The organism is Pseudomonas sp. 3MA1 (assembly GCF_029237275.1).
GTDB lineage: Bacteria > Pseudomonadota > Gammaproteobacteria > Pseudomonadales > Pseudomonadaceae > Aquipseudomonas > Aquipseudomonas fluorescens_AP.
This window is the reverse complement of the sequence record NZ_JAACFX010000001.1, coordinates 785,976-812,807: the sequence shown is the minus strand read 5'-3', so window position 1 is coordinate 812,807 and position 26,832 is coordinate 785,976. Positions and strand designations below refer to the sequence as shown.

Genomic DNA, 26,832 nt, shown 5'->3' with positions numbered 1-26,832 from the left:
CTCAGAGGCGTTCGATGATGGTGGCGATACCCATGCCGCCGCCGACACAGAGGGTCGCCAGGCCGTAGCGCTGGCGCCGGCTTTCCAGTTCGTCGAGCAAGGTGCCGAGGATCGCGCAGCCGGTGGCCCCCAGCGGGTGGCCCAGGGCGATGGCGCCACCGTTGACGTTGACCCTGGCCGGATCGATGGCCATGTCCTTGATGAACTTGAGCACCACCGAGGCAAAGGCTTCGTTGACCTCGAACAGGTCGATGTCCTCGACCCGCAACCCGGCCTTGGCCAGGGCCTTGCGGGTGGCCGGCGCCGGGCCGGTGAGCATGATGGTCGGGTCGGTGCTGGTGACCGCCGTGGCCACGATCCGCGCCCGGGGCTTGAGTCCCAATTCGCGACCCTTGGCCTCGGAGCCGATGAGCATCAGCGCCGAACCGTCGACGATGCCCGAACTGTTGCCCGGTGTGTGCACATGGTGGATGCGCTCGACATGGCTGTAGACCCGCAGCGCGGTGGCGTCGAAGCCCATCTGCCCGATCATTTCGAAACTCGGCTTGAGGCTGCCCAGGCCTTCCAGGGTCGAGTCGGCGCGAATGAACTCGTCATGCTCCAGCAACACGATGCCGTTCTGGTCCTGCACCGGCACCAGGGACTTGGCGAAGGCGCCGCTGGCCCGGGCCCGGGCCGCCTTCTGCTGGGATTGCAGGGCGAAGCGGTCGACCTCCTCGCGGGAGAAGCCCTCCAGGGTCGCGATCAGGTCCGCGCCAATGCCCTGAGGAGTGAAATGGCTGTGCATATTGGTTTCCGGGTCCAGCACCCAGGCCCCGCCATCGCTGCCCATGGGCACCCGGGACATGGACTCCACGCCACCGACCACCACCAGATCCTCGAACCCCGAGCGCACCTTCATCGCGCCGAGATTGACCGCCTCCAGCCCCGAGGCGCAGAAGCGATTGATCTGCACGCCGGCCACGCTCACATCCCAGTCCGCGGCCTGAACGGCGGTCTTGGCGATATCGGCCCCTTGATCGCCGATGGGCGTCACACAGCCCAGGACCACGTCGTCCACCTGGCTGGTGTCCAGCTCGCAACGCTGTTGCAGTGCCCGCAACAGGCCGGCCACCAAGTTCACCGGTTTCACGCTGTACAAGGCGCCATCGGCCTTGCCTTTGCCACGGGGCGTGCGTAACGCATCGAATATCAAAGCTTGGGTCATGACGTCCTCGAACCGCTGTGCAGGGGAAAATGTCGAGCCCTCACCTTAGGCGCGACAGCCGCGGATTCAATGACCGATGCGCTCAGCCGCCTTGACGGTGACGCTCAGACGAACGGTAGGCAGCTAAGCGATCGCCCGATGAAGGGTCGCGAGCTGTCTAGCCAAAGGGCGACCACCCGGTGTGCGAATGGATTTATAGCGTTTTCAGGGATTGCAGCTATAACTTCATACGAATTGGATCTAAGCCAGAGGATTCAAGGCCCCTAAGGTAGAAACTGTAGGAAGTCCCGGACGGATTCTGCATCGGGACAGGTCAAAAAAAGGACACATAACCGGCCCACAATCACCTTAAGGACCGGTATGCATTGATGCTCAGGAATAACAACAAAAGGCATTCAGCCATGTTCAAACATTCGAAAGTACGTCAGGCGGGGCTCATCCTCTTCGCAACCACATTGCTGTTGATCTTGCCGAACCTCACCCGAGTGATCGGCTGATACGTGGCTGCTCGACCAACCGACCAGCACCTTGCCCCCGGTTCTCACCGGGGGCGCTGTCGTATGCCGATCTTGCCGAGCAACGGCAAGCAGAAGGATTGATGCCGATACCGAGCCGCCCGCGCTGGAAGGCCAAGACCCGCTAGCCAAGCGCGACTATTTCGGTATCGTGAACGACGCTAACCACCAAGAACCCCGGGATGCCCCGTTCGACCCCGTGTCGCAAGCGGCAGACATGCAGCCCGGTGACGCCCCCACTGACGACGATCCGACGGCCATCCATTGAAAGCTCTCCTCCTTTGCGCTGCCCTCCTGACCAGCAGCCCGCTATACGCCGCCCAACTGCTGATCGACCTGGGCTCCGGCAGCCGCACCTGGCAGACCGAAGAACTGCTCAAGCACCCCGAAGCCCGGAACATCAAGATCAAGGACGACGTGTCCTACCACCGCGACATGCAATACCGGGCCGTACCCATGGCGGCCCTGCTCAAGGGACTCAAGGCCGAGGACCATCTGCAGGCCGTGGCCCTGGACGGCTTCGCCGCCGAACTGAACGCCGCGCCTCTGCTCAATACCCAGGGTTCCCAGGCCTGGCTGGCCATTGAAGACCCGAGCCAACCCTGGCCTGCCCTGGCCGCGGACAAGCCCGGCGCCGGGCCGTTCTATCTGGTGTGGACCAACCCGCAAGCCGGACATATCAGCCCCGAGCAATGGCCATTCCAGGTGGCGCGCATCCAGCGCCTGGCGCCGGTGGCGGAGCGTTTCCCGGCCCTGGCTCCGGACCCGAAGCTGGCCAGCAACGATCCGGTCAACCAGGGCTTTGCCCTGTTCCAGAAGAACTGCCTGGCCTGCCACCGCCTCAATGCCGCCGGTGACTCGCAGTTCGGGCCGGACTTGAACATCCCCTACAACCCTACCGAGTATTTCAGTGGCGACTTTCTCAAGCGCTACATCCGCGATCCGCAGAGTCTGAGGCGCTGGCCCCAGGCCAAGATGCCCGGGTTCGACAGCACTGTGTTGCCGGATCAAGAGCTGGAGTTGTTGCTGGGCTATCTGCGGCACATGGCGGGGCGCAAGCAGCTGCCTTGAGCTGATCCGGGCGTTGTCTATCGCCCAGATAGTCAGAGTTGATTTCCTGGTCCGCTCAGGCGGGCGGATAATCGCGCCCATCGAGCAAACACTTCGCCAAGCCTGATGAAGTCGCTGCTGCAACCTTGATGACGCCGATGACAACCGGGTCCGGGCTCTCCCGACCGGTTCCCTCTCCTGACCGGTCTTACCTTTTAGCCACCCTCTCGGGTGGCTTTTTTTTACCTTTGAGCCCCCTGAAAACGCAATTGGCCGACCCGAGGGTCAGCCAATTGCCTGTCTTGCTGCCGATGGCTCCGGGTTATACCAGGCGCCCGCGAATCTCCTGCTTCACCCCCCATCCTTCAATGATGCCGCCCAGAGGCTCGACCACGGCCTCGAAGTCCTGTTCAAAATCCCCGATGCCGCCATGGGTGGCGTACATCACCTTGCTCAGTTCCAGATACCAGGCGCCGTCATCACGCACGCTGACCTGGGCGTTCAAGGATTCACCGCGAAACTGTCCTGCCGCCCTGCGCGCCCGCTCCTCATCCGGAAAAATGGCGTAGAACTCGATGGGATGGAATCGTGAAAAATCAAAACCGCCTTCTTTCATGCGGCGCAGCACACTGCTGCTGAGGTCTTCTTGAACGGCTGTGCTCATGAAACGTCCTCCTCAAACCGATGGATAGACTTTCCGCGCTTCCCGACTCGCCGGCAACGGTGACCGGCATCACGACCCGGGACGGGTCGTCAGGAAACAAGCATGGAGCTGACAAGATCAGAGCTAGGCGAAGCATTTGCTGATCTCGTTTGCAGATTAGCGCCAACCTCTGGGCGCCGCCAGAAATTGCTGCGCAAGCGATCTCTGTCGTCTCTAGATCGGCGTGATGCTGAGAATCTGAATGCTGTTCTGCTCTTTCAGGCTTTTGAGAGTGGGGGCTTCGATACGTCCGTCCAGATCATTCAGATCCAGCTCGGCGCTGACCGGCAGCAACTTGGCCCTCACCAACTGCGCGGCCCGTTCCAGCGTTGGCTCCTGCTCGCAATCGAAGTCTTCGACGGACTGGACACCATGATCATCGACGAAAGTGACTTGCCACTTTTGCATCAGCGCCTCCTCGATAGCCCTGTGAGTGGGCCTACAACATCTCGACCTTGAGCCGAAGGCAAACGTTCCACGGCACGGGCAGGCCAGGCCATAAAAAAGGCCGCCCGGAGGCGGCCTTGATCGAACCCTTGGACCTTCAGCCGATCACGGCTTTTCGGCACGGGTCTTGAGCGCCTTCAGGGTGTTGAAAGGAGCATCCACCACGAACTTGTTGGCCAGCCAGGACGGCACGCTGCCACCGGGCTCGGTGTGCACCTGATAGGTCACTTCGACCTGATCGGCACCCTTGGGCACGAACTTCCAGTAACCCTCGACCTGGGATACGCGCACGAAACCTTTCTCTTCGGGGATGTAGGTCGGCACACCTTCCAGCTTGCGGGTCAGACTGCCGTCCGCGGCTTCGCTGGTGGTGATGTGCAGCACCGAGTCACGGGCAGTGACCGGCCAAGGCGTGTTGAACTGGGTGTAGGTCCAGGTTTGATCGCCTTCGTGCTTGAGCAGTTTCTGGGTCTTGCACTCGTGGATCCAGGCGCAGGCGCCTGCCACGTCTTCCTGCAAAGCACGCAGCTTGGCGATGGAGGTCTTCATGGTGGTGACACCACGGTAGGCCTTGTATTTGGAACCGGCCACTTCACTCAAGGAGATCTTGATGCCGTCTTCATCCTTCGCCGTTTGCCAGTCTTCGGCGTGGGCCGTTGCCGACAACAGCACGGTGAAGCCACAGAGCACAGCCATTCGATACAGCGAACCCATTGTCTTATTCCTTATTGTTGAAGTTCCGTTCATTAAGAACACTCTAAGCCGCTGTCACTTGTTCCCACCATCCGAGCAAGCGGATGGCTTCTTCCCGGCTTTCGCCGCAAACCTCGGGATCTGCCTGAAACGCGCCGCACACCTCTGGCCGCTCCGGCCTACCGAACAAGCCACACAGGTGTTCGACAGACAGGTGCAGGCAACGTTCTCCCGCCAGTTTGCCATTGGGCATTCCGGGGATCGGTGAGCTGATGGAAGGGGCAATGCAGCAGGCGCCACAACCTTCACGGCATTTCATGACGAAAGCTCCTCGCGACAAGCATAGTGTTGAATGACGCCGGACAAGAGTAACCGCTAAAACAGCCGTTTAAAATTACTCAAAGAACGGATTTGACGCACAACCGTGCGTGACTGATCAGTCTCCGACAAAGTGTCGCCAAGACCCGTCACATAGCGGTTGAAGAATTTACTGCTTGAATTCGAAATCCAGGGCTGCGCCTTCGATTTCACGACGCTCCTCATTGCGCAACTGCAACTGCATTTCGTTGCTCAGCAAGCGACCGTTGAGTTGGAATGGACTGCTTTCCTTGGGCTTTTCGCCAAACATTTGCGGCAGCAAAGGTTCACGCTTGGGCAATGGCACGCTGCCGACGGGTTGCAGATGCTTGACCATTTCCGGCGGCAGGCTCAGGTCCAGCTTGGGGCTCTTCAACGGCGTCTTGATGTCTTGATAGGCCCACTTGGATTTGGGCTTGGCTGCTGCCTTTTTGCTTGCCGGCTTGCTCTTGCCAGCGCTGGCCTGGGCTTTGGCCTTGCTCGCCGAGGTCTGCTTGGCGGTAGCTGGCTTGCTCGGGTGGGTGCTGCTGGCAGCCGGTTTATCGGTGGCCGAGGCTGCCTGGACAGGCGTGACAGCGACAACTCCCAACAGGCAGGCAGATAACCAGATGGCAGGAAAAAAGGCATTCATAAAGGCAGGTAGATCGACAAAAGGTTTCCTATGCTCGCTTGTTGCAAGCCCCATGACAAGCACAGGGCCGCATTGTTTAAAAACCGCCGGCTGCCTCCTGGCACAACTGGCTGGCGAGCATGCCCAGGGTCATCAAGGCCCGCTCGGCCTCACGATTCCAGGGGGTGCCGCAATTGAGCCGCACGCAGTGGTTGAACTGCTCGGTGTTACTGAAGATCAACCCCGGGGCAATGCTGATGCCCTGCTGCAAGGCCCGCACATGCAGTTCCTGGGTGTTGACCCGCCCAGGCAGGCTGACCCAGAGAATGAAGCCGCCATTGGGCCGGGTAATCTGCGTGCCCTCCGGAAAGTACTGCTGCACCGCCAGTTGAAAGGCGCTGAGGTTCTTGCGGTATTCCTGGCGGATGTAGCGCAGATGCCGGTCGTAACCGCCGTTCTCCAGGTACGCCGCAACGCCCATCTGGGTCACGCTGCACGCCGAATGGGTACTGAAGGTCTGCAGGCGCTGGATTTCCTGCTGGTACTTGCCGGCGATCATCCAGCCGATGCGCACCCCCGGTGACAGGGTCTTGGAGAAACTCGAGCAGTAGATCACCCGGTCCAGGCGGTCATAGGCCTTGAGGGCCTTGGTGCGCCCTACCTCGAACATCAACTCGCCGTAGATATCGTCCTCGACCACCTGGATATCGAAGTCCGAAGCCAGGCGCAGCAACTGCTTCTGCCGTTCCTCCGGCATGGTGCCGCCCAGGGGGTTGCTCAGACGCGTGGTCAGGACCAGGGCCTTGATCGACCACTGGTTGGCCGCCAGTTGCAGCGCTTCGAGGCTCATCCCGGTGGAAGGATCGCTGGGAATCTCGATGACCTTGAGCCCCAGCAAATCCGCCAGTTGCAGTAATCCGTAATAGGTCGGCGATTCCGCGGCGATCAGATCGCCCGGCCGGGTCAGCACCCGCAGCGACATCTGCAGGGCATCGACGCAACCGTGAGTGATCACCACCTCGGAAGGATCGACCACCACCCCGGCATCGCGCATGCGAATCGCCACCTGGCGTCGCAGCGGCTCGAACCCCGGGCTGAACATGTAGCTGAACGCCCGCGGGCTGTGAAACCGCGTGACCTTGGCCAATTGCTGATGCAATGCCCGCACCGGCAGATAGTCGACGCTGGGCACCGCGGCCCCCAGGGGAAACACCCCTTCGCGACGGGACTCCACCAACACCTGCTGAATGATGCTGCTGCGGGTCACCAGTCCCGGGCGCTCGACCCGGGCGATGTCCGGCGTGGGCGCGGTCAGTGCCGGCGTCTGGTGCACGTAGTAACCCGACTGGGGACGCGCGCGAATCAGCCCCTGGTCTTCGAGGTTGGCGTAAGCCTGGAGCACCGTGGCGTGGCTGACGTTGAGCTGCGAGCTCATCTTGCGTACCGACGGCACGCGCTCCCCCGGCTGGTAGACACCACGGCGAATATCCTCAGCCAGCTGCTGAGCGATACGTTGATAGAGCAAGAGATTGGTCATGGCACAGCACTCGATTTCACGGCGTTTTATTCTTGTGTGAAACAATACCGGCACAGTTTAGAAGTGTACTGGGACAGTTCCTACAATAGTCGAGGACACCGGGCAGTGAAAAGTAGAACTGTAGGGTTTTTGTGCGCACCTTGGCAGACATAAAAAAACCCGACGCCTGGCGGACGTCGGGTTTTTCGGGGACAAGCGGCGTTTCAGCGAGCGGCGCCAAGCTGGCCCTTTTCGTCGGAGAAGACGATTTCCACTCGCCGGTTCTGCGCCCGACCCCGTTCGGATGCATTGGCTTCCACCGGGTAGTCGTCACCGTAACCTTCGACCTGGATGCGCTTCTCGTCGATCCCCAGATCCACCAGCACGTCCGCCACGGCCTGGGCCCGATCGCGCGACAGTTGCAGATTGCTCTGACGCTCACCGGTGTTGTCGGTGTAGCCCTCAATGCGCACGACACGCTTAGGGTTCAGTTGCAGGAACTGCACCACCTTGAGCACGGTGCGATTGGCCGAGTTCTTCAATTCGGCCTCGCCGGTGTCAAACAGCACGTCGCCCAGCGTCATCACCAGGCCGCGATCGGTCTGGGTGGTCGCCAGGCTGATGATCTGCTCCTCCAGCCACTTGCCCTGCTGCTGCACGCTCAACAGCTTGGCCTCACGCAGGGCCAGCTGCAGGCGTTGCCGCTCCAGCTCGAGCTTGGCGGCGCGCTCCTGGTTCAGCGCCTGATCCGTGTGTTCCCGGGCAATTTCGCTGTAGCGACGGCTCAGGTAGGCATAGTGCTCCACATCGGCACCGCTGCCCCAGTAGGTCGACAGTCGATCGGCACGGGCCAGGGATTCTCCGGCGCGGATCACGTCCTTGGGCGCGATCCGCAACACATTGGAGTCCTCCTTGACCTTCTGGAAGTCGGCACCGGCTTGCTGCAGGGCTTCCTCGCTGTGCTGGCCGGCACAACCATAGAGACCGGCGCAGGCCAACAGCATCGCGCCACCGAAGATACGGGTCGACAGGCTCATTGGGCATCTCCCAGTTGCTTGCGCAGGCGGGTGATGCGGGTGTTGAGCTCATTCACCTGTTCCTGGCTCTTCTGGGTCAGGACCTTGGCCTCGGCCAATCGAGCATCCAGTTCTGCCTGTTCGGCACGCATGCGTGCCTTCTTGTAGGACTCATCCTGCATATTGCCCTGAGCCCGGGAGAACTTGTCTTCGGCCAGTTTCAACTCCGGCATCGCCTCGGCCGAGGCCCCCACGGCCTTGGCTTGCTCCAGTGCCTGGGCAGTGAGGCGCATTTGCTCGGTGGGCGCCGGATCGGTTGCACAACCCGCCATGGCCAACAGGGCCAAGGCAGGGAAAAGAGGTCGAATAGTCACACGTGATTCCTACGGTTTTGGGCTGCTGACGGGTTGCTGCAACTGGGCCTTCCAGCGCTCCAGATTGCGCTGCAGCAAGGCCTCCGTCAGACCGGACGCGGGCAATTCTGTCATCTTTTTTGCCAGCTGTCCGCGCAACCATGGGTCATTGCAAGCCGAGTTATGGGACAGCGCGAGAAACAGCCCCGGTTTGTCGATGGCCTGGGGAAACGCCTGCAAATCCGCCGCCATCCCCAGGGACTGGGCCATGGCCATGCCCGCATAGCGCGGTGCCAGCACATAGTCCACTTGCCCCAGCAGCAAGGCCTGGAAGACCTGGGTCAAGTTCGGCAGGCGCTTGAGTTGCAAGTGCTCCTTGGCCACGACCTGAAAGGGCTGGGTCAACCGGGCCTTTTCCGAAACCGCGCCCGGATGGCCGGCCAGGTCCGACACCTGGGAGTAGCTCAGGGTCGAGTCCTTGCGCGTCCACACCAGATAGTCGTTCTGCACCAGCGCCGGGTGGATGTAGTCCAGCGACTCCAGCTCATTGAAGGTCAGTGGCGCATCGGCCAGCAGGTCCATGCGCCCGCTGCGAACTTCATCCAGGGCTTCGGAACGTTTGCCGGCGTACAACAACTCGACCTTGAGCCCCAGCTCCCCCGCCACTTGCTGCAGTAAGTCGGCACTGGCTCCCATCAGGTGCTTGGGGTTCTGCGGGTCTTGCCACAGGTACGGCGGCGCGTCCGGGCTGCCGGTCACCACCAGACGCTCGCACTTGCCTGCCGCCAGTGACAGCGATGGCAACAATGCCAGGCTCAACAGCGCTGCCCAGCCACTCATGCGGTGCAGATCCATGGCGATACCCTCCCCCGACAAAAAAACACCCATAAAAAAACCCGGCCAAAAGGCCGGGCTCTTTATAAGTGAAGACGCCGGATTAGACCAGCTTCTCCAACTCAGGAACGGCTTCGAACAAGTCCGCCACCAGGCCGTAATCGGCCACCTGGAAGATCGGCGCTTCTTCGTCCTTGTTGATCGCAACGATCACTTTGGAGTCTTTCATGCCGGCCAGGTGCTGGATCGCACCGGAGATACCGACCGCGATGTACAGCTGCGGCGCAACGATCTTGCCGGTCTGGCCGACCTGCATGTCGTTCGGTACGAAGCCTGCGTCCACCGCGGCGCGGGAGGCGCCGACAGCAGCCCCCAGCTTGTCGGCCAGGGCGTACAGGTGCTTGAAGTTGTCGCCGTTCTGCATGCCGCGGCCGCCGGAAACGACGATCTTGGCAGCGGTCAGTTCAGGACGATCGGACTTGGCCAGCTCTTCGCCAACGAAGCTCGACTTGCCGGCATCGTGAGCGGCGCCCACGGTTTCGACTGCAGCCGAACCACCTTCAGCGGCAACGGCGTCGAAGCCGGTGGCACGCACGGTGATGACTTTTACAGCAGCCGAGGACTGCACGGTAGCGATGGCGTTACCGGCATAGATCGGACGTTTGAAGGTATCGGCGCTTTCGACCGAAATGATCTCGGAGATCTGGTCAACGTCCAGCTGAGCGGCAACCCGCGGCAGGATGTTTTTGCCGTTGGAAGTCGCGGCAGCCAGGATGTGGCTGTAGCCAGCGCCCAGTTCGACCACCAGCGGCGCAACGTTTTCCGGCAGTTGGTGAGCGTAGGCGGCGTTGTCGGCCACCAGCACTTTGGCCACGCCAGCGACTTTGGCGGCGGCTTCAGCCACGGCGCCAACGCCCTGACCGGCGACCAGTACGTGAATGTCACCACCGATTTTGGCGGCGGCGGCAACGGTGTTCAGGGTGGCCGGAGCCAGCGCCTTGTTATCGTGTTCGGCGATTACCAAGATAGTCATGATCAGATTACCTTCGCTTCGTTTTTCAGTTTCTCGACCAGTTCAGCCACCGACTTGACCTTGATACCCGCGCTGCGTGCAGCCGGCGCTTCGACTTTCAGGGTCTTGTTGGTGGAGGCGGTGGAAACGCCCAAAGCATCAGGAGTCAGCGTTTCAAGCGGCTTCTTCTTGGCTTTCATGATGTTTGGCAAAGACGCATAGCGCGGCTCGTTCAAACGCAGGTCGGTGGTGACGATGGCTGGCAGGTTCAGCGCAACGGTCTGCAGGCCGCCGTCGATCTCGCGAGTGACATTGACCTTGTCGCCGGACACTTCGACCTTGGAGGCGAAGGTGCCTTGAGCGTAACCGCTCAGGGCCGCCAGCATCTGGCCGGTCTGGTTGTTGTCGCTATCGATGGCCTGTTTGCCGAGGATCACCAGCTGTGGCTGTTCCTTGTCGACCACAGCCTTGAGCAGCTTGGCCACGGCCAGGGAGTTCAACTCTTCAGCGGACTCGACGAGGATTGCGCGATCGGCACCCAGTGCCAGGGCGGTACGCAGTTGCTCTTGAGCAGTAGCAGGACCGATGGAGACGACGACGATTTCAGTCGCTACACCTTTCTCTTTCAGGCGTACGGCTTCTTCCACTGCGATTTCGCAGAAAGGGTTCATCGACATCTTGACGTTGGCGAGGTCGACGCCGGAGTTGTCCGCTTTGACGCGAACCTTGACGTTATAGTCGACCACTCGTTTGACAGCTACAAGAACCTTCATGGATTCCTCGTTACTCTCCGGTGAAAAGAAAGTCGCCTAGGCGAGAACCTGGCGGTTGATGCTCATCGGCACAAGGGCACCTCCAAAAACGCTGGCGTACATAAAGGATGACCTTGCTCACGGGAGTGATGACCGTTGGTCAGTGGTGACCGGCGAGTCATTCATTATCGCGGCGTGTAAACTGCGCACTTTCAAGCTGCGCGGCGCATCACCTTTACTGCCTTTGCCCTGTCTTTAGAGGTGCTCTTGAAACCAACAGTCAGCCTACGGCGAGCGCAAAACCGACCGTATCTTGACCGGAACGCCTTTTCTGGTCAATACGGCAAAATAGCCGTTTATAAGCCGCGCTTCTTTGATTTATCTGGGCTGCAGCAATTTCAAACAAACGTTTGTATTGGACGCTGAGAGTGGTGTAGATATAATGCGCCGCCCAGAGAGAAAGGTCGGCCATCCACCCCTCCTCCCCCCATTTGCGATGGGAGAAAGCGCGGATGCAACGCCAAACCTCCAATTAGAAAAAACCGTTGAGCCTTGAGTAGGAGATAGCCTAGTGGAACGCGAATACATGGAATTCGACGTGGTCATCGTCGGTGCCGGCCCCGCAGGCTTGTCCGCCGCTTGCCGCCTTAAGCAGAAGGCCGCTGAAGCCGGCAAGGAAATCAGCGTCTGCGTGGTCGAGAAAGGCTCCGAAGTCGGTGCTCACATCCTTTCCGGCGCCGTGTTCGAACCACGGGCCCTGAATGAACTGTTCCCGGACTGGAAGGAACTGGGCGCTCCGCTCAACACTCCAGTGACCCGCGACGACATCTATGTCCTGCGCAGCGGCGAAACCGCCACCAAGGTTCCAGACTTCTTTGTGCCCAAGACCATGCACAACGAAGGCAACTACATCATCTCCCTGGGCAACCTGTGCCGCTGGCTGGCGCAGCAGGCCGAGAACCTGGGCGTGGAAATCTACCCCGGCTTCGCCGCCCAGGAAGCCTTGATCGACGAAAACGGCGTGGTGCGCGGGATTCTTACCGGCGACATGGGCGTCGACCGTGAAGGTCATCCAAAAGACGGCATGTACACCCCCGGCATGGAACTGCGCGGCAAATACACCCTGTTCGCCGAAGGCTGCCGCGGCCATATCGGCAAGCAGCTGATCAAGCGCTTCAACCTGGACAGCGACGCCGACGCCCAGCACTACGGCATCGGCCTCAAGGAAATCTGGGAAATCGATCCGGCCAAGCACCAACCGGGCCTGGTGGTGCACACCGCCGGCTGGCCGCTGGACATCATGAGCAACGAGAACACCGGCGGCTCCTTCCTCTATCACCTGGAGAACAACCAGGTCGTGGTGGGCCTGATCGTCGACCTGTCCTACGCCAACACTTACCTGTCGCCGTTCGACGAGTTCCAGCGCCTCAAGCATCACCCGGTGCTCAAGCAGTACCTGGAAGGCGGGAAGCGCATCAGCTATGGCGCACGCGCACTGGCCAAGGGCGGCATCAATTCGCTGCCGAAGATGGTGTTCAAGGGCGGCGCGCTGATCGGCTGCGACCTGGGCACCATGAACGTGGCCAAGATCAAGGGCAGCCACACCGCCATGAAGTCCGGCATGCTCGCCGCCGACGCCGTGGCCGACTCGCTGTTCGCCGGCTCCGAAGGGGCTGACGAGCTCAAGGGCTACGTCGAATCGTTCAAATCCAGCTGGCTGTATGAAGAGCTGTTCGCCAGCCGCAACTTCGGTCCGGCCATGCACAAGTTCGGCCCGATCATCGGTGCCGGCTTCAACTGGATGGACCAGAACCTCTTTGGCGGCAAGCTGCCCTTCACCCTGCACGACACCAAGCCGGACTACGCCTGCCTGAAGCTGGCCAAGGACTGCGCGAAGATCGACTACCCGAAACCCGACGGCAAACTCAGCTTCGACAAGCTGAGCTCGGTGTTCATCTCCGGTACCAACCATGAAGAAGAACAGCCTTGCCACCTCAAGCTCGCCGACCCGAGCATCCCGCTGAGCCGCAACCTGCCGCTGTACGACGAACCGGCCCAGCGCTACTGCCCGGCCGGCGTGTATGAAGTGATCACCCAGGAAGATGGCGAGAAGCGCTTCCAGATCAACTCGCAGAACTGTGTGCACTGCAAGACCTGCGACATCAAGGACCCGGCCCAGAACATCACCTGGGTCACTCCGGAAGGCGCCGGCGGCCCGACTTACCCGAACATGTAAGTCGCCGCGGCAGCAAAGAGGCCCCCTATATGGGGGCCTTTTTCATGCCCGGAATTAGCTGCGTAGGAGCCGGCTTGCCGGCGAACAGTCCCTCCACCGGCCCAAAGGCGTCCTCGCTGGCAAGCCAGCGCCCACAGCCGGTTTCTACAGGGCAACAGCGCGCTCATCACCGGGATTACGCTCGAAGTAGCGTTTGTACTCGCGACTGAACTGCGAGGTGCTCTGATACCCCACCCGATGCGCCACCTGGGCCACGCCCAGTCCTTCGCCCAACAGCAACTGCTGGGCCTTGAGCAGGCGCAGGCGCTTGAGGTACTGCACCGGCGACAGCAGGGTGCTGCGCTTGAAATGCTCGTGGAAGGTCGAGGGGCTCATGTTGGCGCAGCGAGCCAGCGTCTCGACGTTCAAGGGCTCGGTGTAATGCTCATGCAGATGATTGAGCGACGCCGCGACCCGGGCGAAATGCCCCTGCTGCTCCACCAGCGCCCGCAGCGCGTCGGCCTGGGGCCCACGCAAGGCAGCGAACAGCAGTTCGCGCACCCTGGAAGCGCCCATGATCTTGCACTCCAGAGGATCGTGCAGACAGCGCAGCAGCCGCTCCACGCAATCGCGCATGGTGTCATCGAGCACCGCCGAGGTCATGGACTCCAGGGTCTGCGCCGAAGCGGCCCGGCCTTCGGTGATGCCCATGGCCAGTACCAACTCGCTGAGGACCGCCCGGTCGATGGCAATGGAAATGCCCAGCAGCGGCGCATCGGGCAAAGCGAAGGTTTCACACTCGAAGGGCACCGACAGGGCCTGGATCAGGTAATGCCCGGCGCCGTACTCCAGGGTCCGCGTGCCCAGGTAGGCCAGTTTGCTGCCCTGGACAATGATCATCAGGCTCGGCTCATAAATCTGCGGGCCACGCGCCACATCGCAACTGGCCCGCAGCACCTGGACTCCGGGCAAGGCGGTGGCCGCGAAACCGTCTCGGCTGGCAAGGGGCTGGATCAGCGAAACCAGGGTGGCGTTGGCGTCCAGATGACGGGTCAGCAGCATGGGAAAAACTTCACGGAAAAAGGGATGAAAACATCATCGCAGGTCTGTCCGCCAATGCCCCGTGAAAACCGCCAATGCCGGAGGAATAGGCATGACATGTCGAGGAATCGCCATGGTTGCTGCGGCGCTCGACGCCGAGAATGCCCCGCCTCAATCGTCAGCGTTTTCGCGAGGTCCATCATGTACACCGCCATCGGTTATGCCGCCCAGTCGCCCACCACGCCCCTCGCCCCCATGAGTTTCCAGCGCCGCAGCCCGCGCCCGGACGACGTCGCCATCGAGATCCTCTACTGCGGTGTCTGCCACTCCGACATCCACCAGGCCCGCAACGAATGGGGCATCGCCGTGTACCCGCTGATGCCGGGCCACGAGATCGTCGGCAAGGTCACGGCCGTTGGAGCCAACGTCAGCAAGCACAAGGTCGGCGACCTGGTGGGCGTCGGCTGCATGGTCGACTCCTGCCGCCACTGCGAAGCCTGCGCCGCGGACCTGGAACAGTACTGCCTGGAAGGTCCGACCATGACCTATGCCACCCCGGACCGGGTCGACGGCAGCAACACCATGGGCGGCTACTCCGACAGCATCGTGGTCAGCGAGCACTTTGTCGTGCGCATCCCCGAGAAGCTCGACCTGGCCAGCGCCGCACCGATTCTCTGCGCCGGCATCACCACCTACTCGCCGCTCAAGCACTACGGGGTCAAGCCCGGTGACAAGGTAGGGATTCTCGGCATGGGCGGCCTGGGCCACATGGGCATCAAGTTCGCCAAGGCCCTGGGCGCCGAAGTGACCCTGTTCACCCGCTCGGCGAGCAAGGCCGAAGAAGCGCGGCGCCAGGGCGCCGATCACGTGATCGTGTCCACCGACGCGGCGCAGATGCAGGCGGCGGCCGGGCATTTCGATTTCCTGCTGGACACCATTCCGGTGCCCCACGATCTGAACCCCTACCTCGACACCCTGCGCTTTGATGGCGTGCACATTCTGGTGGGCCTGATCGAGCCGGTGGACCCGGCGCTGCACGCCGCCAAGCTGGTGATGAGCCGCAGGGTGCTGGCCGGCTCGCTGATCGGCGGCATCGCCGAAACCCAGGAAGTGCTGGATTTCTGCGCCGAGCACGGCATCACCTGCGATATCGAAATGCTCGACATCCGCCAGATCAATGAAGCTTACGAGCGCATGATCAAGGGCGATGTGAAATACCGCTTCGTGATCGACATGGCGAGCTTGAAAGGCTGAATCTCGGCACCACGCCAGTACGGCTTGTCGTCGGCGGCGCTCGATGGCGCGCGCCTTCGCCGGCAAGCCGACGCCTGCTAGGGCGCCTACTAGAGAGATCCGCCGACGTCAGCCGCGGGCGAAGGCGCGCAGCACTTCACCGTCCATGCGGTACTTGACCCACTCCTCCTGAGGCTGGGCGCCCAGGGACTTGTAGAACTGGATCGCTGGCTCGTTCCACTCCAGCACGCTCCATTCGAAGCGTCCGCAATCGTTGTCACAGGCAATCTGCGCCAGATGCCGCAGCAGTTGCTTGCCCGCCCCGCCGCCCCGTTGTTCCGGGGTGATGTAAAGGTCTTCCAGGTACAGGCAGTTGCTGCCCAACCACGTCGAATAACTGAAGAAAAACACCGCGAAGCCGATCGGCTGTCCGTCCCGCAGGCAAATCAGACCGTGGGCCGTGGCGCCCTCGCTGAACAGGCTGCGCTCGATGTCAGCGACACTGGCAATCACCTCATGACGCGCTCGCTCGTAGTCGGCGAGTTCAGTAATGAAGGCAAGAATCTGCGGGGCATCGCTAGGCAGCGCGGGACGGATTTCGACGGACATCGACGGTTCTCATGGCGGAATCAGGCGGCCATATTAGAACGACAGTCGAAAGACTTGCACGGGCATTTATAGGAATCGGCCAATCACCGATCATGCGCGACGCCGAACTGGATAACCTGGACCGCCGAATGCACTTTGCTCCCCTGCACGCCCTGGCAGAAACCTTGCTGCCCCACGCTCTCGAACCGACACAAGACGGCTCCCATGACCTGTCCCACCTGCAACGGGTCTGGCACAACGTGCGACGCATAGTCGACGAAGAAGGCGGCGACCTCAGAGTGCTGCTGGCCGCTACCCTGCTCCACGATTGTGTGAGCGTGGAAAAAAACTCGCCCTTGCGCGCCCAGGCCTCACGCCTGTCGGCGGACAAGGCCCGGGGGATTCTCGCCGGGCTGGGCTGGAACGACGCCGAGATCGAAGCAGTGGCTCACGCCATCGCCGCCCACAGTTTTTCCGCCGCCCTGGCCCCGGCCACCCTGGAAGCCAGGATCCTGCAGGACGCCGACCGTCTCGATGCCCTCGGTGCCCTGGGCGTGGCACGGACTTTCTACGTCTCCGGCCGCCTGGGCCGGTCCCTCTACGACCCCGCCGACCCCACGGCCCAGCAGCGCGAGCTCGATGATGCCCGCTTCACCCTGGATCACTTCCAGACCAAGCTGCTGCATTTGGCCGAAGGTTTTCAGACCTCCTGCGGCGCCCGTCTGGCGCAGATCCGCCATGCGCGCCTGCAACGCTTCAGGCAGGAATTGCTGGAGGAAATCGGCGAGTGAGCCGGAAGGCTGACTCCGCTGGCGGCTAACCCTGAAACCACCAGGAACACAACCAACCGGCGGCGTCGCCATGTTAGAAAGCCCGGCACCAGTTCCAGCATGACGAGGCGTTTTCATGTCCACCCAGGCCAAGCCGCAATCCGAGGTGTCGGGCCCCTTGTTCGGGCTGTTGTGCCTGGGCAGTTATCTGTTGTCGCTGTCCTACGGCGCGACCTTTCTCCTGTCCCTGCTGATCAGCAGCCGCGGCGGCGATGAGCACGACGCCGGTCGCGTGATTGCAGCGGCAATGCTCAGCACCTTTGTCGCGGTGATCGGTTTTCCCTGGCTGGCAGGATCATCGTCGAGGCCGGTATCCAGGCGCTGCTGCTCAGCGTGCTGGCCATTGCCGTGCTGAACTGGCTGATCAGCCTCGCGCGCCTGGGGTGGCGCCGCTTGCAAACACCCCAGGTGGCCCAAGGGGACTGACGCCGTTCGTCGGTGCTCAGGCACCAACCGCCCAGCAGCACAGACCAATATCAGGTAACGACTCACAGGACGAATGGAGGCGACACCATGATCAAGCTTCAACTGGCTGTACTGACCCTGGCCGGACTGCTGTCCACCGGCGCACTGGCCGGCGCCACCGGGCCGGACGATCCCGCGCTAGGGCCGACCTCCCCCGCGCCCAAGAGCACCCCCAAGATCAACATCAACCCGGCGCCCATGGATGAAGGTTCGCTGCCACCGGCCACCGGCACCGACCCGCGTACCCAGGGCAACGACAATGGTCGCCAAGGTGGCGCTGGCACGTTGCAGGCCACCCCGGACAACGGCAAGACCGGCACCGGCGCGAAAACCACCAGCGGTGGCTCCGGCTCTGAAGGCAGCAGCCAGTAAGGCTGGGCTGAGTGGTGGTTCTACCTCGCCACGATCGAGGCATTGCGCAAGCCGAGCCCGGCTTGCGCCAGGCACTCAGCGGGGCTCCTGGGCCTGCAGCAAGGCGTCCACTTCAGCGCGGCCAGGTGCCGTGGCCGGACCACGGCGGGTCACTGCAATGGCCGCTGCTGCATTGGCTCGGCGGGCGGCCGCCAATGGCTCAAGCCCCGCCGCCAGCCCGGCGACAAAGACCCCGGCATGGGCGTCGCCGGCACCATTGCTGTCCAGCGCCTGGACCTTGAATCCGCCCACCTGCGCCAGCTGCCCCTGGCGTCCGATCCAACAGCCCCGGGCACCGTCGCGCAGCACCAGCAAGGCCGTGGGTGACAGCCATTCGCCAAGGCGCTGCAAGGCTGTCTCGATGCTCGAACTGGCGGTAAAGGCCAAGGCTTCGGCGCGGTTACTGCTCCAGATATCGATCCGCGGCAACAAGGCCAGCATCAGGGGGGCGTCGGGCGAGTCCACCAGCGGGCCAGGGTCGAACATCAAGGGCACCGAGCGCGGCAATGCCAGCAGCCAATCGACCAGCGCCTGAGCCTTGCTCGCCTGCAGCAGGCTGTAGCCGCTGACATACAGATAGTCATCCGCCTGGACCCTGACCTCTGCCAGATCCTCGGCCGACAGTTCACCCTCGGCGCCGATATGAGAGATGAAGGTACGCTCGGCCGAGGCATCGGTCAGGGCCACACAGACACCGGTATCGGCACCCGGGCTGGGCGGCAGACTCAGGCCAATGCCCTCTGCCTGCATCGCCGCTCGGGCCAGATCGCCAAAGCGCCCCTGGCCGTGGCGCCCCAGGTAGAGCACGGGCAAGCCATTGCGCGCCGCCGCGGCCATGACATTGAAGCCGCCGCCGGCCTCGAAGCTCGCCGACTGGGCCAGGACATCACCACCGGCCGCCGGCAGCCGGTCCACGGCCATCACCAGATCGACGATCACCTGGCCGCTGTGCAGCAACCTAGGCATTGGCATTCTCGACAAAGGCCCCACGCCGATCGCGGGCACCGCCCAGCAAAGCGTACCCACCGCCTGCCACCAGGAAGGTGACGACCCAGCCCAGGCCGTTATGCCCCAACCAGGAATCGGCCAGCGGCCCGGTGAACCAGACGTCTTCAGCGGTGGTGCCGATGCTGGTGAAACAGAACCCCAGAATGATCGCCAGCACCCAGGCGCCGAACGCCCGCCACTCGATCCCGCCCTGGTACCAGTAGGCGCTGCCGGGCCCGACATTCAGCAAATCATCGGCGCTGTAGTAATGACGATGGATCAGGTCCACCACGAAGATCCCCACCCAGGCGGTGATCGGCACTGCCAGCAGGGAAATGAAGCTGATAAAGGGCCCGTAGAAGCTGTCGGCGATCAGCATGAAATAGATCGAACCGAGGAAGATCGCGACGATATCCACCAGCACCGCGTAGACCCGCTTGACCTTGAGGCCCAGGGTCAGCGCGGTAAGACCGGCGGAATACACCGACAGGTTGTTCGACAGCAGCAGGCCGCCAAAAGCGGCGATCAGGTAAGGCACGGCCATCCAGGTCGGCAGCATGTCGCGGATCGCGATGATCGGGTCCACGGCCGAGGCCAGGTGATCGTTGCCCACCGACAGCAGGCCGCCCAGGGTGATCAGCAGCACCAGCGGGATACCGGCGCCGAACGCCGCCGAGGCCACCAGGCGCCCGGCCGTCACCGAGCGATGCTGGTAGCGCGACATGTCGGCCCCGGAGCTGGCCCAGCCGATCCCGGTGCCGGCCGCCATGGTGCCGACCCCGATGATCATGGCGCTCATGGGGGCCGGCGCGGCATTGAACACCGCCGTCCAGTCGATGGTGGCGCAGAGGAAACCGCCCACCAGTACGTTCAGCGCGCCAAAACCATAAGTGGCCCACTTCTGGATCACCAGCAAGGTGGCGTGGCCCAGGCCGGAGACGCTCAAGGTCATCAGCACGAAGATCCCGATGAACAGCAGGGTCAGCAGTGGCGCGTCCTTGGCCGAAGCCGGGGTCTGGAACAGGATCGAACTCAGCGACAGCAGGACAAAGGCTGCCGTGGTGGTGTTCACCGTTTCCCAGCCGACCCGCGAAAGCATCGACACCAGGGTCGGACCGATGTTGCCACGCACACCGAAGATCGCCCGGGACAAGGTCAGACTCGGGGCCCGACCGCGCCGGCCGGCCACCGAGATCAAGCCGACCACGGCGAACGAGCCTACTGAACCGAGGATCGCCACCAGCAGCACCTGCCAGATCGACAAGCCACGAAATGCCACCAGGGTCGCCCCGAGGGGCAGGCCGAGGATGCTGATATTGGCCGCGAACCAGACCCAGAACAGTTGCAACGGATGACCGTTGCACTCCGCCTCGGGAACCGGCTCGATGCCGCGGGTTTCCAGTTGCCCGGCGCCTGAGCCGACCGTCGATGAACTCATGAATGAAACTCCTGTTGCCGTTATTGGGGTGTTTGGCAATTTCGGAAGTCACAGAACAGTCCGGCATTCCTGGCCGTGTTCCAGCTTTCCCTAGCAATCGGCAGTACGGCCGAAAGGTGTAGCGAGCCTGGGGCTCGGCACTGGGCGCGACGACTTAACGCAGCGCCAGCAACGCTTCTACCAGCGGCTGCAGGTCCAGTTCATTGACCTGTTGCACCTGGTGGATCAACTCCGCGGGCCAGGCCTGCAAGCCCAGGCAGGCGCCCAGCATGGCCCCGAGCATCGCCGCGATGGTGTCGGTGTCGCCGCCCAGTCCGGCGGCCATGCACAGCGCCTCGAAGGCCTCAAGGTGCCCCAGGGCAACTTGCCGGGCCAGGGCGAAACTGACCACCACCGACTCTTGGGAGGCCACCGAGGTGCCGATCAATTCATACAGCATCCGGGCAAAAGCCGGCTTGTCGCCTGCAACCCTCAAGGTGCCGGCCCACTCCAGGCGCGCTGCGATGGTCGCGCCGGCCATCCAATGGCCATGGGCCTGTGCCTGGCGGGCAATCTGCGCACCAAGGGGCAAGGCGTCGATCAGCGAGGCGCCATTGATACCGGCGGACACCACCGCCGCTACCGCTGCCGCGCTGGCGATTCCCAGGCTGGTGTTGTGCGTGACCTGGCAGGCTTCGACCACCGCCTGGACAAAGCCTTGAGCGCTGGCGACATCGGTGGCGATACCCACCGGCGTGATGCGCATCGCGGCGCCATTGGTGGTGCCATAGCGCCCGGCCTCCTCCACCGACTCACCGGCGAGGATCATTTCAATGGCGCGCTTGGTGGAGGGACCGAGCAGATCCTGGGAGCCCTTGGCCTGCATCGCCGCCTCCCACTGGATCAGGCTCCGGGCCAGGACCGCCGGATCGATCCGGCCTTGGCCCTGAACAAGCAGGCGCCCCACCAGGATCGCCTGTTCGGTGTCGTCGGTGATTGAACCGGCGGGCATGTTGGCAGCAATCGGCTGCTCGGGCCCCGCGTCTTCCAGCGTGCGGATCACGCCGAAACGCTGGTGAATCTGTTCCTGACTCAAGGACTGGGTGGGCATGCCCAGGGCATCGCCCAGGGCCAGACCGTAGAAGGCGCCCAGTGCCCGCTGGAGCGGACTCACCGCGACTCTCCGAATTGCAGGTGCATGCGGAAATGCTGCGGATCCAGCAGGCTCTCGACCTGTTCCATGAAACGCCCCTGGCGATCATAGGTGGTGCGCAGGGCCTTGAGGAACACGTCTCCCGGCGCCCGCCCGAGCAGCTCGGCGTCTTCGGCGTTCAAGGGCTCGGCGCCGATCCATTGATCGCCGCGCTCGCCGATGTAGCCGTAGGCGGCCAGGGTAATGGTCAGGGAATCATCGATCAGGCCGACTCGGGGCAGGCCTTCCAACTCGCCGGAGGCCGGGATCAGGGAGCGCTCGAGGGACAGCACCCGACCGTCGGTGCTGCGCCGGCGGCGATCCAGGGCAATGAACTGGTCGGTGCCCAGGCGGTGCTTGAGCTCCGGGCGGCGCACGGCCTCCAGGCGCAGTACCTCGGTGTTGACCAGGGCGCCGCTCTCGGCCAGGGCCTGGGCCCAGCCATGATGCTGGTCCAGGGCGACGCCGTCGAAGGTGACGATGGAACCCACACCGCTCTGCGTGGCGATGTAGTTGCGGCGCTTGAGCTCGGCCAGGGCTTCACGCAGGGTGCCACGACTGACACCGAACTCCCCGGCCAACTGATGCTCTCCCGGCAGTTGAAAGCCGTCTTCCAGCAGACCGCTTTCAATGCGCCGGATCAGCTCGTCGACCACTCTTGTTTTCTTATCGAATCGAACATGTTTAGGCATGTCCGGCTTGATACATGAAACGCGGGATCAAGATCAAGAAATATCTCGAAATCGAAATTGAAATGTCTTTATGGCTCCAGACCGATGGGGAAGAACACCCCATCACTCCACACGCCCAGCCAGCGCTGGCCATCGAGAACGCGAGTCTGGGCCAGCTCCACCAACTGGTAGAACACATTGCGATGGATCAGCGCCTCGAGGTTGTTTCGAACCAGAACATAAGGCGCCGGCTCCTGGGTCAACGGGTCGATCACCACCCGCAGCGGATGCTCGACGTTGGCAACCACCTGTTCGTCGACATTGCTGGTAAAGCGCAGCAGCTGCGCCTCACCCTGCCCTTCGACCTCCAGGGTCACGGCGACGAAGGGAGCGTCGTCGACCTTGATGCCCACCTTCTCCACCGGAGTGACGAGAAAGTAGTCGTCGCCATCGCGGCGGATGATGGTGGAGAACAGCTTGACCATCGGCTTGCGACCGATGGGGGTCCCCAGGTAGTACCAGGTGCCGTCGCGGGCGATACGCATGTCGATATCGCCACAGAAATCGGGGTTCCACAGGTGGACCGGCGGCAGGCCCTTCTCGGCCTTGGGAATCTGCGCCAACAGGTCGTTGGCCTTGCCTGGACCACTCATACCGCTCTCCTCGTTCAATCAGTCGCTCAGGCCCAGCAAACCGCGAGCATATTGCTGCAACGGCGGGCCCAGCAGATCCTGGGGCTTGTTGTCGTGAAACGTCAGTAATCCGCCACGACTGCGAATACGGGTCGTATCGATCAGGTATTGGGTACTGGTTTCGATCAGCATGATCTGGATGGTGCTGGTATCCACACCCAGACGGTCCACCGCCTCTTGGTCCAGCCACTCATCGGAGTTGCCGATGCGGTCGTCGGCCTTGGCGAAACGAGCGTAGAGCAGATAGTGGGCGCCCACTTCCCGGGCTTCGGCCATGGCCTCGTTCAAGCCTTCGGGGGCTTTGGCCCGGCGCACCATGGGGAAATACTCGACAAAGCCGTTGAAGGCCTCTTCGGCCACTACGTTGGGTCGAGGATAAGCACCGCCTGGCGGTACAAAGTGTCCCTGGGCGATGAAAATGAACGAATCCGGCTGAATGCGGAATGAACTGGTCCGGCGGGTATCGCTGTGATCGAGCACCCCCGCGTCGCTCAGGTGATAGCGCACCCCTTCGCCCATATCGCTGACATTCATGCAGCCGCCGAGTGCCAAAAAGGCCAGCAGCAAAACCAGGCTACGCATCCTACCCTCCAAAAACCGGTGACGGAAAACCGGCGAATGGCCACGAGATGCAGCTTCCGCGCCAGCTACGTCAATGGAGGACATTCCAGCGCCAGGCGAACTAGCCGCCGATGATTTTCATCACCGTGGCGCCACCGGAAAAGGCTAGGTCCTGCTTGTCGCCCAGGGCCTTGACCAGCAGGCGCTGGAGCGCCGGCAGGGCTTGGTGGCGCGGCTTGTCCAAGAGATCGCCAACATAGTGGCGATTGCTTGACGACAGGCAGCCGTGCAACCAACCGGTGGAGGACAGACGCAGACGCGAGCAGGTGCGGCAGAACGGCACGCTTTCGTTGGCAATCACCCCGAAATGACCCAGCCCGGGAATCTCGTAACGCACGGCGGTCGCATCCAGCGGCGCATCGGCCTGAAGGTATTCGTAGCGCTCGCCGATCATCGCAAGCAGCTGTTGCAGACTGACAAACTGCTGCAGGAAGGCATTGCCGTCGCTGGCCAGGTGCCCCATGCGCATCAGCTCGATGAAGCGCAGCTCGTAGCCCCGCTCCAGGCAGTAATCAAGCAGCGGCATGACCTGATCCAGGTTCTGCCCGCGCAACGGCACCATGTTGACCTTGATCTTCAGCCCGGCCGCGCGCGCTTGCTGCATGCCATCGAGCACGCTGGCCAGATCGCCACCCCGGGCGATGCTGCGAAAGGCCGCGGCATCCAGGGTATCGAGAGAAACATTGATCCGGCGGATCCCCGCCTCCACCAGCAAGGGCAGCTTGCGCGCCAGCAACTGGCCGTTGGTGGTCAGGCTGATGTCTTCCAGCCCCATGCGCCCGACCGCCCCCATGAAGGCTTCCAGCTTGGGACTGACCAGAGGCTCTCCGCCGGTGATGCGCAGCCGTTCGATGCCGGCCGCTTCAATCAGATACGCCACGCCCCGGGCCATCGCCTCGGCCGACAACTCGTCCTGGGCAGCCACCAGCCGCTTGCCGTTGGGCACGCAGTAGGTACAGGCGTAGTTGCAGGCGGACGTCAGACTGATCCGCAAATTGCGAAAGCGCCTGCCTTGACGATCAACGATCATGGATGACTCCGGCGTAGGAAGGGAGAACCGGCCAAAACCTGACTCAAAAATCAGGTTCTGGCAAGTCCCATGCCTGAGTATATTCCTCGGACACCGCGCCATACAGGTAGTCGATGGCGCAATACAGCAGCTGAATGCTTCAGCTGTTCGAGGTGTCGGGGTCGCGCTTGCGCTTGTTGCCCATGCGCACGCCGATATCCATCAGGAACTGGAAGAAGCCCTCCTGATCCTCCAGCACATTGCTCCAGAACGGCGAGTGGTACAGCGCCACCGCGCCATGCACCAGCGCCCAGGAGGCGCAGTAGTGGAAGTAAGGCGGGACGTCTTCGAGCTTGCCTTCGCTGATACGGCCCTTGATCAACAAGGTCAGGCGTTCGAAGTTGGAGGCGCGGATCTTGTGCAGTTCCTCGACCATTTCCGGCACCTGATTGCCCTTGACCACCTTCTCTTCCAGGCGGTCGAACAGCCGGTAGCGCTGCGGGTCGCGCATGCGAAATTCGAAGTAGGCCCGGGACAGGGCTTCCTTGTCCTTGTCGACATCGGCCGAGTGCAGCAGCTCGTTCAGGTCACGCTCATAGTCGAGCATCAGGCGCAGGTAGATCTCCGCCTTGGACTTGAAATGCTTGTAGATGGTCCCTTTGCCGATACCCACGGCATCCGCAATCATCTCGACGGTGACACTGTCTTCACCTTGTTCGAGGAACAGCTTGAGCGCGGTATCGAGAATTTCTTGCTCGCGGCGACGAAACTCACGGACCTTACGAGGTTCTTTCTGCATAAGAAAAGGTCTGTTCGGGGTCAAAATCGAAGCCGCGTATTATGCCTAACTTGCGCCAAAATGCACGGATCATCCTTCGTTGCAGCTGTTTCTGGCGCAAAAGCCTGCCTGACGCCCGCCCCTGAATGGGCCGCCTAAACCTGCGAAATCCCGTGAATACGGGCTCGGCGCACGGTTCACATAGCAAACGCCCAGCGCCCGTGAGCCTCGGATCAGACCGCAAAGTCCGGGTCTTTTCCATAACCGGCTCCCGACACTCATCCGCGCCCCCTACTCGACGAAAATACATTCATGAGTCGCAATGACGTCATTGCGCTTCAGCATCGTTGCTTTATAGAGATTAGAAAAAGCCCTGCAAAGCAGCGAAAAAGACATCGAGAACGGGCGAACATTCTGAAAGTGCCGATGCCATTGATCAGGATCAGGCTGATTGGCGGACTAAACTGCAACAGCTTGTGTGCAAAACGCGCGACAACAATCGCCGTTTTACGCTGAATTTCGCTAAAAACAGCGAAAACACAGGAAATTCCAGCAAGAAAAGCGCCGAACCTCGAAAAATGAGAACTCAAGCGAAGCGCCTGTATTCCAAATTTGTTTAAAAACCAGGCAGGGGCAACTGGACTGAATCCAATAGTGATCAATACTTCAACTGTCGGCGCGACATCTCCCCCAAGTGAAACGCCGATTTAGGTACCGATGGACCGCGTGCCTTAGTTTTACTCCTAATGGTCTTAACCCGGATTCACCCCCCAGAACCCGGGTTTTTTTTGCCTGAAATTCAAGCTTTCCAGTAACCGATCAGGCCCCGCTCTTGACCCGAGCCTGGGGAAACAGGCGCTTGAAGTTGGCCGTGGTCTGTTCGGCAAAGGCCTCGTAGGCCTCGCCGCGCAGCATCGCCAGGAACTCCGCCACTTCGCGCACGTACTGCGGCAGGTTGGGCTTGCCGCGATAAGGGATGGGCGCCAGGTACGGCGAGTCGGTTTCCACCAGCAGCCGATCGGCAGGCATCTGGCGAGCCACATCGCGCAGAGCATCGGCATTGCGGAAGGTGACGATGCCCGACAGAGAGATATAGAACCCCAGGTCCAGCGCCGCCTTGGCCATGTCCCAGTCCTCGGTAAAGCAATGCAGCACGCCGGCATTGGGCAATGCCGCTTCCCGCAGCAGCGCCAGGGTGTCGGCGCGGGCACCGCGGGTGTGCACCACCACCGGCTTGCCGGTCTGTTGCGCGGCCTGCAAATGCAGACGGAAAGACGCCTGCTGCAACTCGGCCGCTTCCGGCTCGTAGTGATAGTCCAGGCCGGTTTCGCCAATGGCCACCACCCGCGGGTGGTTCAGCTCCTGCAACAGCCAGTCCAGGGCCGGGGCAGCGCCGGGCTGCAGGTCCAGCGGGTGCACCCCCACCGAGCAATCGACATCCTCGTAACGCTCGGCCAGAGCCTTGACGTCCGCGGCGTTGTCGGCGCTGACGCCAATGCACAGGAAGTGCCCGACACCGCGCTGGCGGGCCGCGGCCAGCGCCGCATCCAGGGAGCCGTCATGGGCGGCAAGGTCGAGACGATCAAGGTGGCAATGGGAATCTACGAGCATGGGAGC

General features: G+C 62.1%; 29 protein-coding genes and 1 pseudogene. 6 read left to right on the top strand and 24 right to left on the bottom strand.

Annotation, left to right across the window (positions count from 1 at the left end; translation table 11 throughout):
• Position 1: 1 nt before the first annotated feature.
• On the bottom strand, positions 2-1,207 hold the full coding sequence (locus GWQ44_RS03905) for an acetyl-CoA C-acetyltransferase (protein ID WP_179597410.1): 1,206 nt from the start codon (positions 1,205-1,207) through the stop codon (positions 2-4).
• Positions 1,208-1,986: 779 nt separating this feature from the next.
• Between GWQ44_RS03905 and GWQ44_RS03900 the strand changes: the two genes are divergently transcribed.
• On the top strand, positions 1,987-2,793 hold the full coding sequence (locus tag GWQ44_RS03900) for a cytochrome c (protein ID WP_047302865.1): 807 nt from the start codon (positions 1,987-1,989) through the stop codon (positions 2,791-2,793).
• A gap of 301 nt (positions 2,794-3,094) precedes the next feature.
• On the opposite strand, the gene GWQ44_RS03895 is transcribed toward GWQ44_RS03900, so the two are convergent.
• The 12 genes from GWQ44_RS03895 to GWQ44_RS03840 all read right to left on the bottom strand — a co-directional run bounded on the left by GWQ44_RS03895 (position 3,095) and on the right by GWQ44_RS03840 (position 11,537).
• Positions 3,095-3,436: a ribonuclease E inhibitor RraB gene (locus GWQ44_RS03895; protein ID WP_016964989.1), complete on the bottom strand. Its 342-nt coding sequence runs from the start codon at positions 3,434-3,436 to the stop codon at positions 3,095-3,097.
• A 213-nt stretch (positions 3,437-3,649) separates the two neighbouring features.
• On the bottom strand, positions 3,650-3,883 hold the full coding sequence (locus GWQ44_RS03890) for a hypothetical protein (RefSeq protein WP_016964988.1): 234 nt from the start codon (positions 3,881-3,883) through the stop codon (positions 3,650-3,652).
• A gap of 144 nt (positions 3,884-4,027) precedes the next feature.
• On the bottom strand, positions 4,028-4,636 hold the full coding sequence (locus tag GWQ44_RS03885) for an START domain-containing protein (RefSeq protein ID WP_016964987.1): 609 nt from the start codon (positions 4,634-4,636) through the stop codon (positions 4,028-4,030).
• Positions 4,637-4,679: 43 nt separating this feature from the next.
• The gene (locus tag GWQ44_RS03880; protein ID WP_275926669.1) at positions 4,680-4,934 is read right to left on the bottom strand and encodes a YkgJ family cysteine cluster protein; all 255 of its coding nucleotides are present in this window, start codon (positions 4,932-4,934) and stop codon (positions 4,680-4,682) included.
• A 168-nt stretch (positions 4,935-5,102) separates the two neighbouring features.
• Positions 5,103-5,603, bottom strand: coding sequence for a hypothetical protein (locus tag GWQ44_RS03875; RefSeq protein WP_016964985.1), 501 nt, complete (start codon positions 5,601-5,603; stop codon positions 5,103-5,105).
• 76 nt (positions 5,604-5,679) lie between these two features.
• Positions 5,680-7,119 carry a PLP-dependent aminotransferase family protein gene (locus GWQ44_RS03870; RefSeq protein WP_011060145.1) on the bottom strand — a complete coding sequence of 480 codons (1,440 nt, stop codon included), beginning with the start codon at positions 7,117-7,119 and terminating at the stop codon, positions 5,680-5,682.
• 203 nt (positions 7,120-7,322) lie between these two features.
• A complete protein-coding gene (locus GWQ44_RS03865) occupies positions 7,323-8,135 on the bottom strand; it encodes an OmpA family protein (protein ID WP_016964455.1) in 813 nt (270 codons plus the stop codon).
• The gene (locus GWQ44_RS03860; protein WP_016964456.1) at positions 8,132-8,488 is read right to left on the bottom strand and encodes a DUF4398 domain-containing protein; all 357 of its coding nucleotides are present in this window, start codon (positions 8,486-8,488) and stop codon (positions 8,132-8,134) included. Before GWQ44_RS03860 ends, GWQ44_RS03865 begins: the two co-directional genes overlap by 4 nt.
• Before the next feature lie 9 nt (positions 8,489-8,497).
• Complete coding sequence (locus GWQ44_RS03855; protein WP_275926668.1) at positions 8,498-9,322, bottom strand: transporter substrate-binding domain-containing protein; 825 nt, start codon at positions 9,320-9,322, stop codon at positions 8,498-8,500.
• 82 nt (positions 9,323-9,404) lie between these two features.
• Positions 9,405-10,334, bottom strand: coding sequence for an FAD-binding protein (locus GWQ44_RS03850; protein ID WP_275926667.1), 930 nt, complete (start codon positions 10,332-10,334; stop codon positions 9,405-9,407).
• A 2-nt stretch (positions 10,335-10,336) separates the two neighbouring features.
• On the bottom strand, positions 10,337-11,086 hold the full coding sequence (locus tag GWQ44_RS03845) for an electron transfer flavoprotein subunit beta/FixA family protein (protein ID WP_015634720.1): 750 nt from the start codon (positions 11,084-11,086) through the stop codon (positions 10,337-10,339).
• Positions 11,087-11,345: 259 nt separating this feature from the next.
• Positions 11,346-11,537, bottom strand: coding sequence for a hypothetical protein (locus GWQ44_RS03840; protein WP_016964459.1), 192 nt, complete (start codon positions 11,535-11,537; stop codon positions 11,346-11,348).
• A gap of 99 nt (positions 11,538-11,636) precedes the next feature.
• Here GWQ44_RS03840 and GWQ44_RS03835 point away from each other — a divergent pair, with 99 nt between their 5' ends.
• Complete coding sequence (locus tag GWQ44_RS03835) at positions 11,637-13,301, top strand: electron transfer flavoprotein-ubiquinone oxidoreductase (protein WP_016964460.1); 1,665 nt, start codon at positions 11,637-11,639, stop codon at positions 13,299-13,301.
• A gap of 144 nt (positions 13,302-13,445) precedes the next feature.
• On the opposite strand, the gene GWQ44_RS03830 is transcribed toward GWQ44_RS03835, so the two are convergent.
• Positions 13,446-14,342 (bottom strand): AraC family transcriptional regulator, encoded by an 897-nt coding sequence (locus tag GWQ44_RS03830; protein ID WP_016964461.1) that lies wholly within the window; start codon positions 14,340-14,342, stop codon positions 13,446-13,448.
• Positions 14,343-14,522: 180 nt separating this feature from the next.
• Here GWQ44_RS03830 and GWQ44_RS03825 point away from each other — a divergent pair, with 180 nt between their 5' ends.
• Positions 14,523-15,575 carry an NAD(P)-dependent alcohol dehydrogenase gene (locus GWQ44_RS03825; protein WP_275926666.1) on the top strand — a complete coding sequence of 351 codons (1,053 nt, stop codon included), beginning with the start codon at positions 14,523-14,525 and terminating at the stop codon, positions 15,573-15,575.
• A gap of 108 nt (positions 15,576-15,683) precedes the next feature.
• Here the strand turns inward: GWQ44_RS03825 and GWQ44_RS03820 are convergent, their stop codons facing one another.
• Positions 15,684-16,163 (bottom strand): GNAT family N-acetyltransferase, encoded by a 480-nt coding sequence (locus GWQ44_RS03820; RefSeq protein WP_016964463.1) that lies wholly within the window; start codon positions 16,161-16,163, stop codon positions 15,684-15,686.
• Positions 16,164-16,291: 128 nt separating this feature from the next.
• Here GWQ44_RS03820 and GWQ44_RS03815 point away from each other — a divergent pair, with 128 nt between their 5' ends.
• The 3 genes and pseudogenes from GWQ44_RS03815 to GWQ44_RS03805 all read left to right on the top strand — a co-directional run bounded on the left by GWQ44_RS03815 (position 16,292) and on the right by GWQ44_RS03805 (position 17,809).
• A complete protein-coding gene (locus tag GWQ44_RS03815) occupies positions 16,292-16,933 on the top strand; it encodes an HD domain-containing protein (protein ID WP_275926665.1) in 642 nt (213 codons plus the stop codon).
• A gap of 115 nt (positions 16,934-17,048) precedes the next feature.
• Positions 17,049-17,246, top strand: a pseudogene (locus tag GWQ44_RS03810) (MFS transporter); the annotation flags it as partial.
• Between the two features lie 239 nt (positions 17,247-17,485).
• Positions 17,486-17,809: a hypothetical protein gene (locus tag GWQ44_RS03805; protein ID WP_275926664.1), complete on the top strand. Its 324-nt coding sequence runs from the start codon at positions 17,486-17,488 to the stop codon at positions 17,807-17,809.
• 75 nt (positions 17,810-17,884) lie between these two features.
• Here GWQ44_RS03805 and GWQ44_RS03800 read toward each other — a convergent pair whose 3' ends face one another.
• The 9 genes from GWQ44_RS03800 to GWQ44_RS03760 form a co-directional block, all read right to left on the bottom strand.
• Positions 17,885-18,814: a PfkB family carbohydrate kinase gene (locus tag GWQ44_RS03800; protein ID WP_275926663.1), complete on the bottom strand. Its 930-nt coding sequence runs from the start codon at positions 18,812-18,814 to the stop codon at positions 17,885-17,887.
• On the bottom strand, positions 18,807-20,273 hold the full coding sequence (locus tag GWQ44_RS03795) for a cytosine permease (protein WP_016968283.1): 1,467 nt from the start codon (positions 20,271-20,273) through the stop codon (positions 18,807-18,809). The genes GWQ44_RS03800 and GWQ44_RS03795 overlap by 8 nt, the downstream gene beginning before the upstream one ends.
• A gap of 154 nt (positions 20,274-20,427) precedes the next feature.
• Entirely contained in the window at positions 20,428-21,426 is a 999-nt protein-coding gene (locus GWQ44_RS03790) for an ADP-ribosylglycohydrolase family protein (RefSeq protein WP_275926662.1), read from the bottom strand.
• Positions 21,423-22,136, bottom strand: coding sequence for a GntR family transcriptional regulator (locus tag GWQ44_RS03785; RefSeq protein WP_047302846.1), 714 nt, complete (start codon positions 22,134-22,136; stop codon positions 21,423-21,425). The genes GWQ44_RS03790 and GWQ44_RS03785 overlap by 4 nt, the downstream gene beginning before the upstream one ends.
• 68 nt (positions 22,137-22,204) lie before the next feature.
• Positions 22,205-22,768, bottom strand: coding sequence for a DUF1285 domain-containing protein (locus GWQ44_RS03780; RefSeq protein ID WP_016968280.1), 564 nt, complete (start codon positions 22,766-22,768; stop codon positions 22,205-22,207).
• Between the two features lie 18 nt (positions 22,769-22,786).
• Positions 22,787-23,389 carry a DUF4823 domain-containing protein gene (locus GWQ44_RS03775; RefSeq protein WP_233321291.1) on the bottom strand — a complete coding sequence of 201 codons (603 nt, stop codon included), beginning with the start codon at positions 23,387-23,389 and terminating at the stop codon, positions 22,787-22,789.
• Between the two features lie 100 nt (positions 23,390-23,489).
• Positions 23,490-24,458 (bottom strand): radical SAM protein, encoded by a 969-nt coding sequence (locus tag GWQ44_RS03770; RefSeq protein WP_047302844.1) that lies wholly within the window; start codon positions 24,456-24,458, stop codon positions 23,490-23,492.
• A gap of 139 nt (positions 24,459-24,597) precedes the next feature.
• Positions 24,598-25,236, bottom strand: coding sequence for a TetR/AcrR family transcriptional regulator (locus tag GWQ44_RS03765; protein WP_011060125.1), 639 nt, complete (start codon positions 25,234-25,236; stop codon positions 24,598-24,600).
• Between the two features lie 798 nt (positions 25,237-26,034).
• On the bottom strand, positions 26,035-26,826 hold the full coding sequence (locus GWQ44_RS03760; RefSeq protein ID WP_275926661.1) for a TatD family hydrolase: 792 nt from the start codon (positions 26,824-26,826) through the stop codon (positions 26,035-26,037).
• Positions 26,827-26,832: the final 6 nt, after the last annotated feature.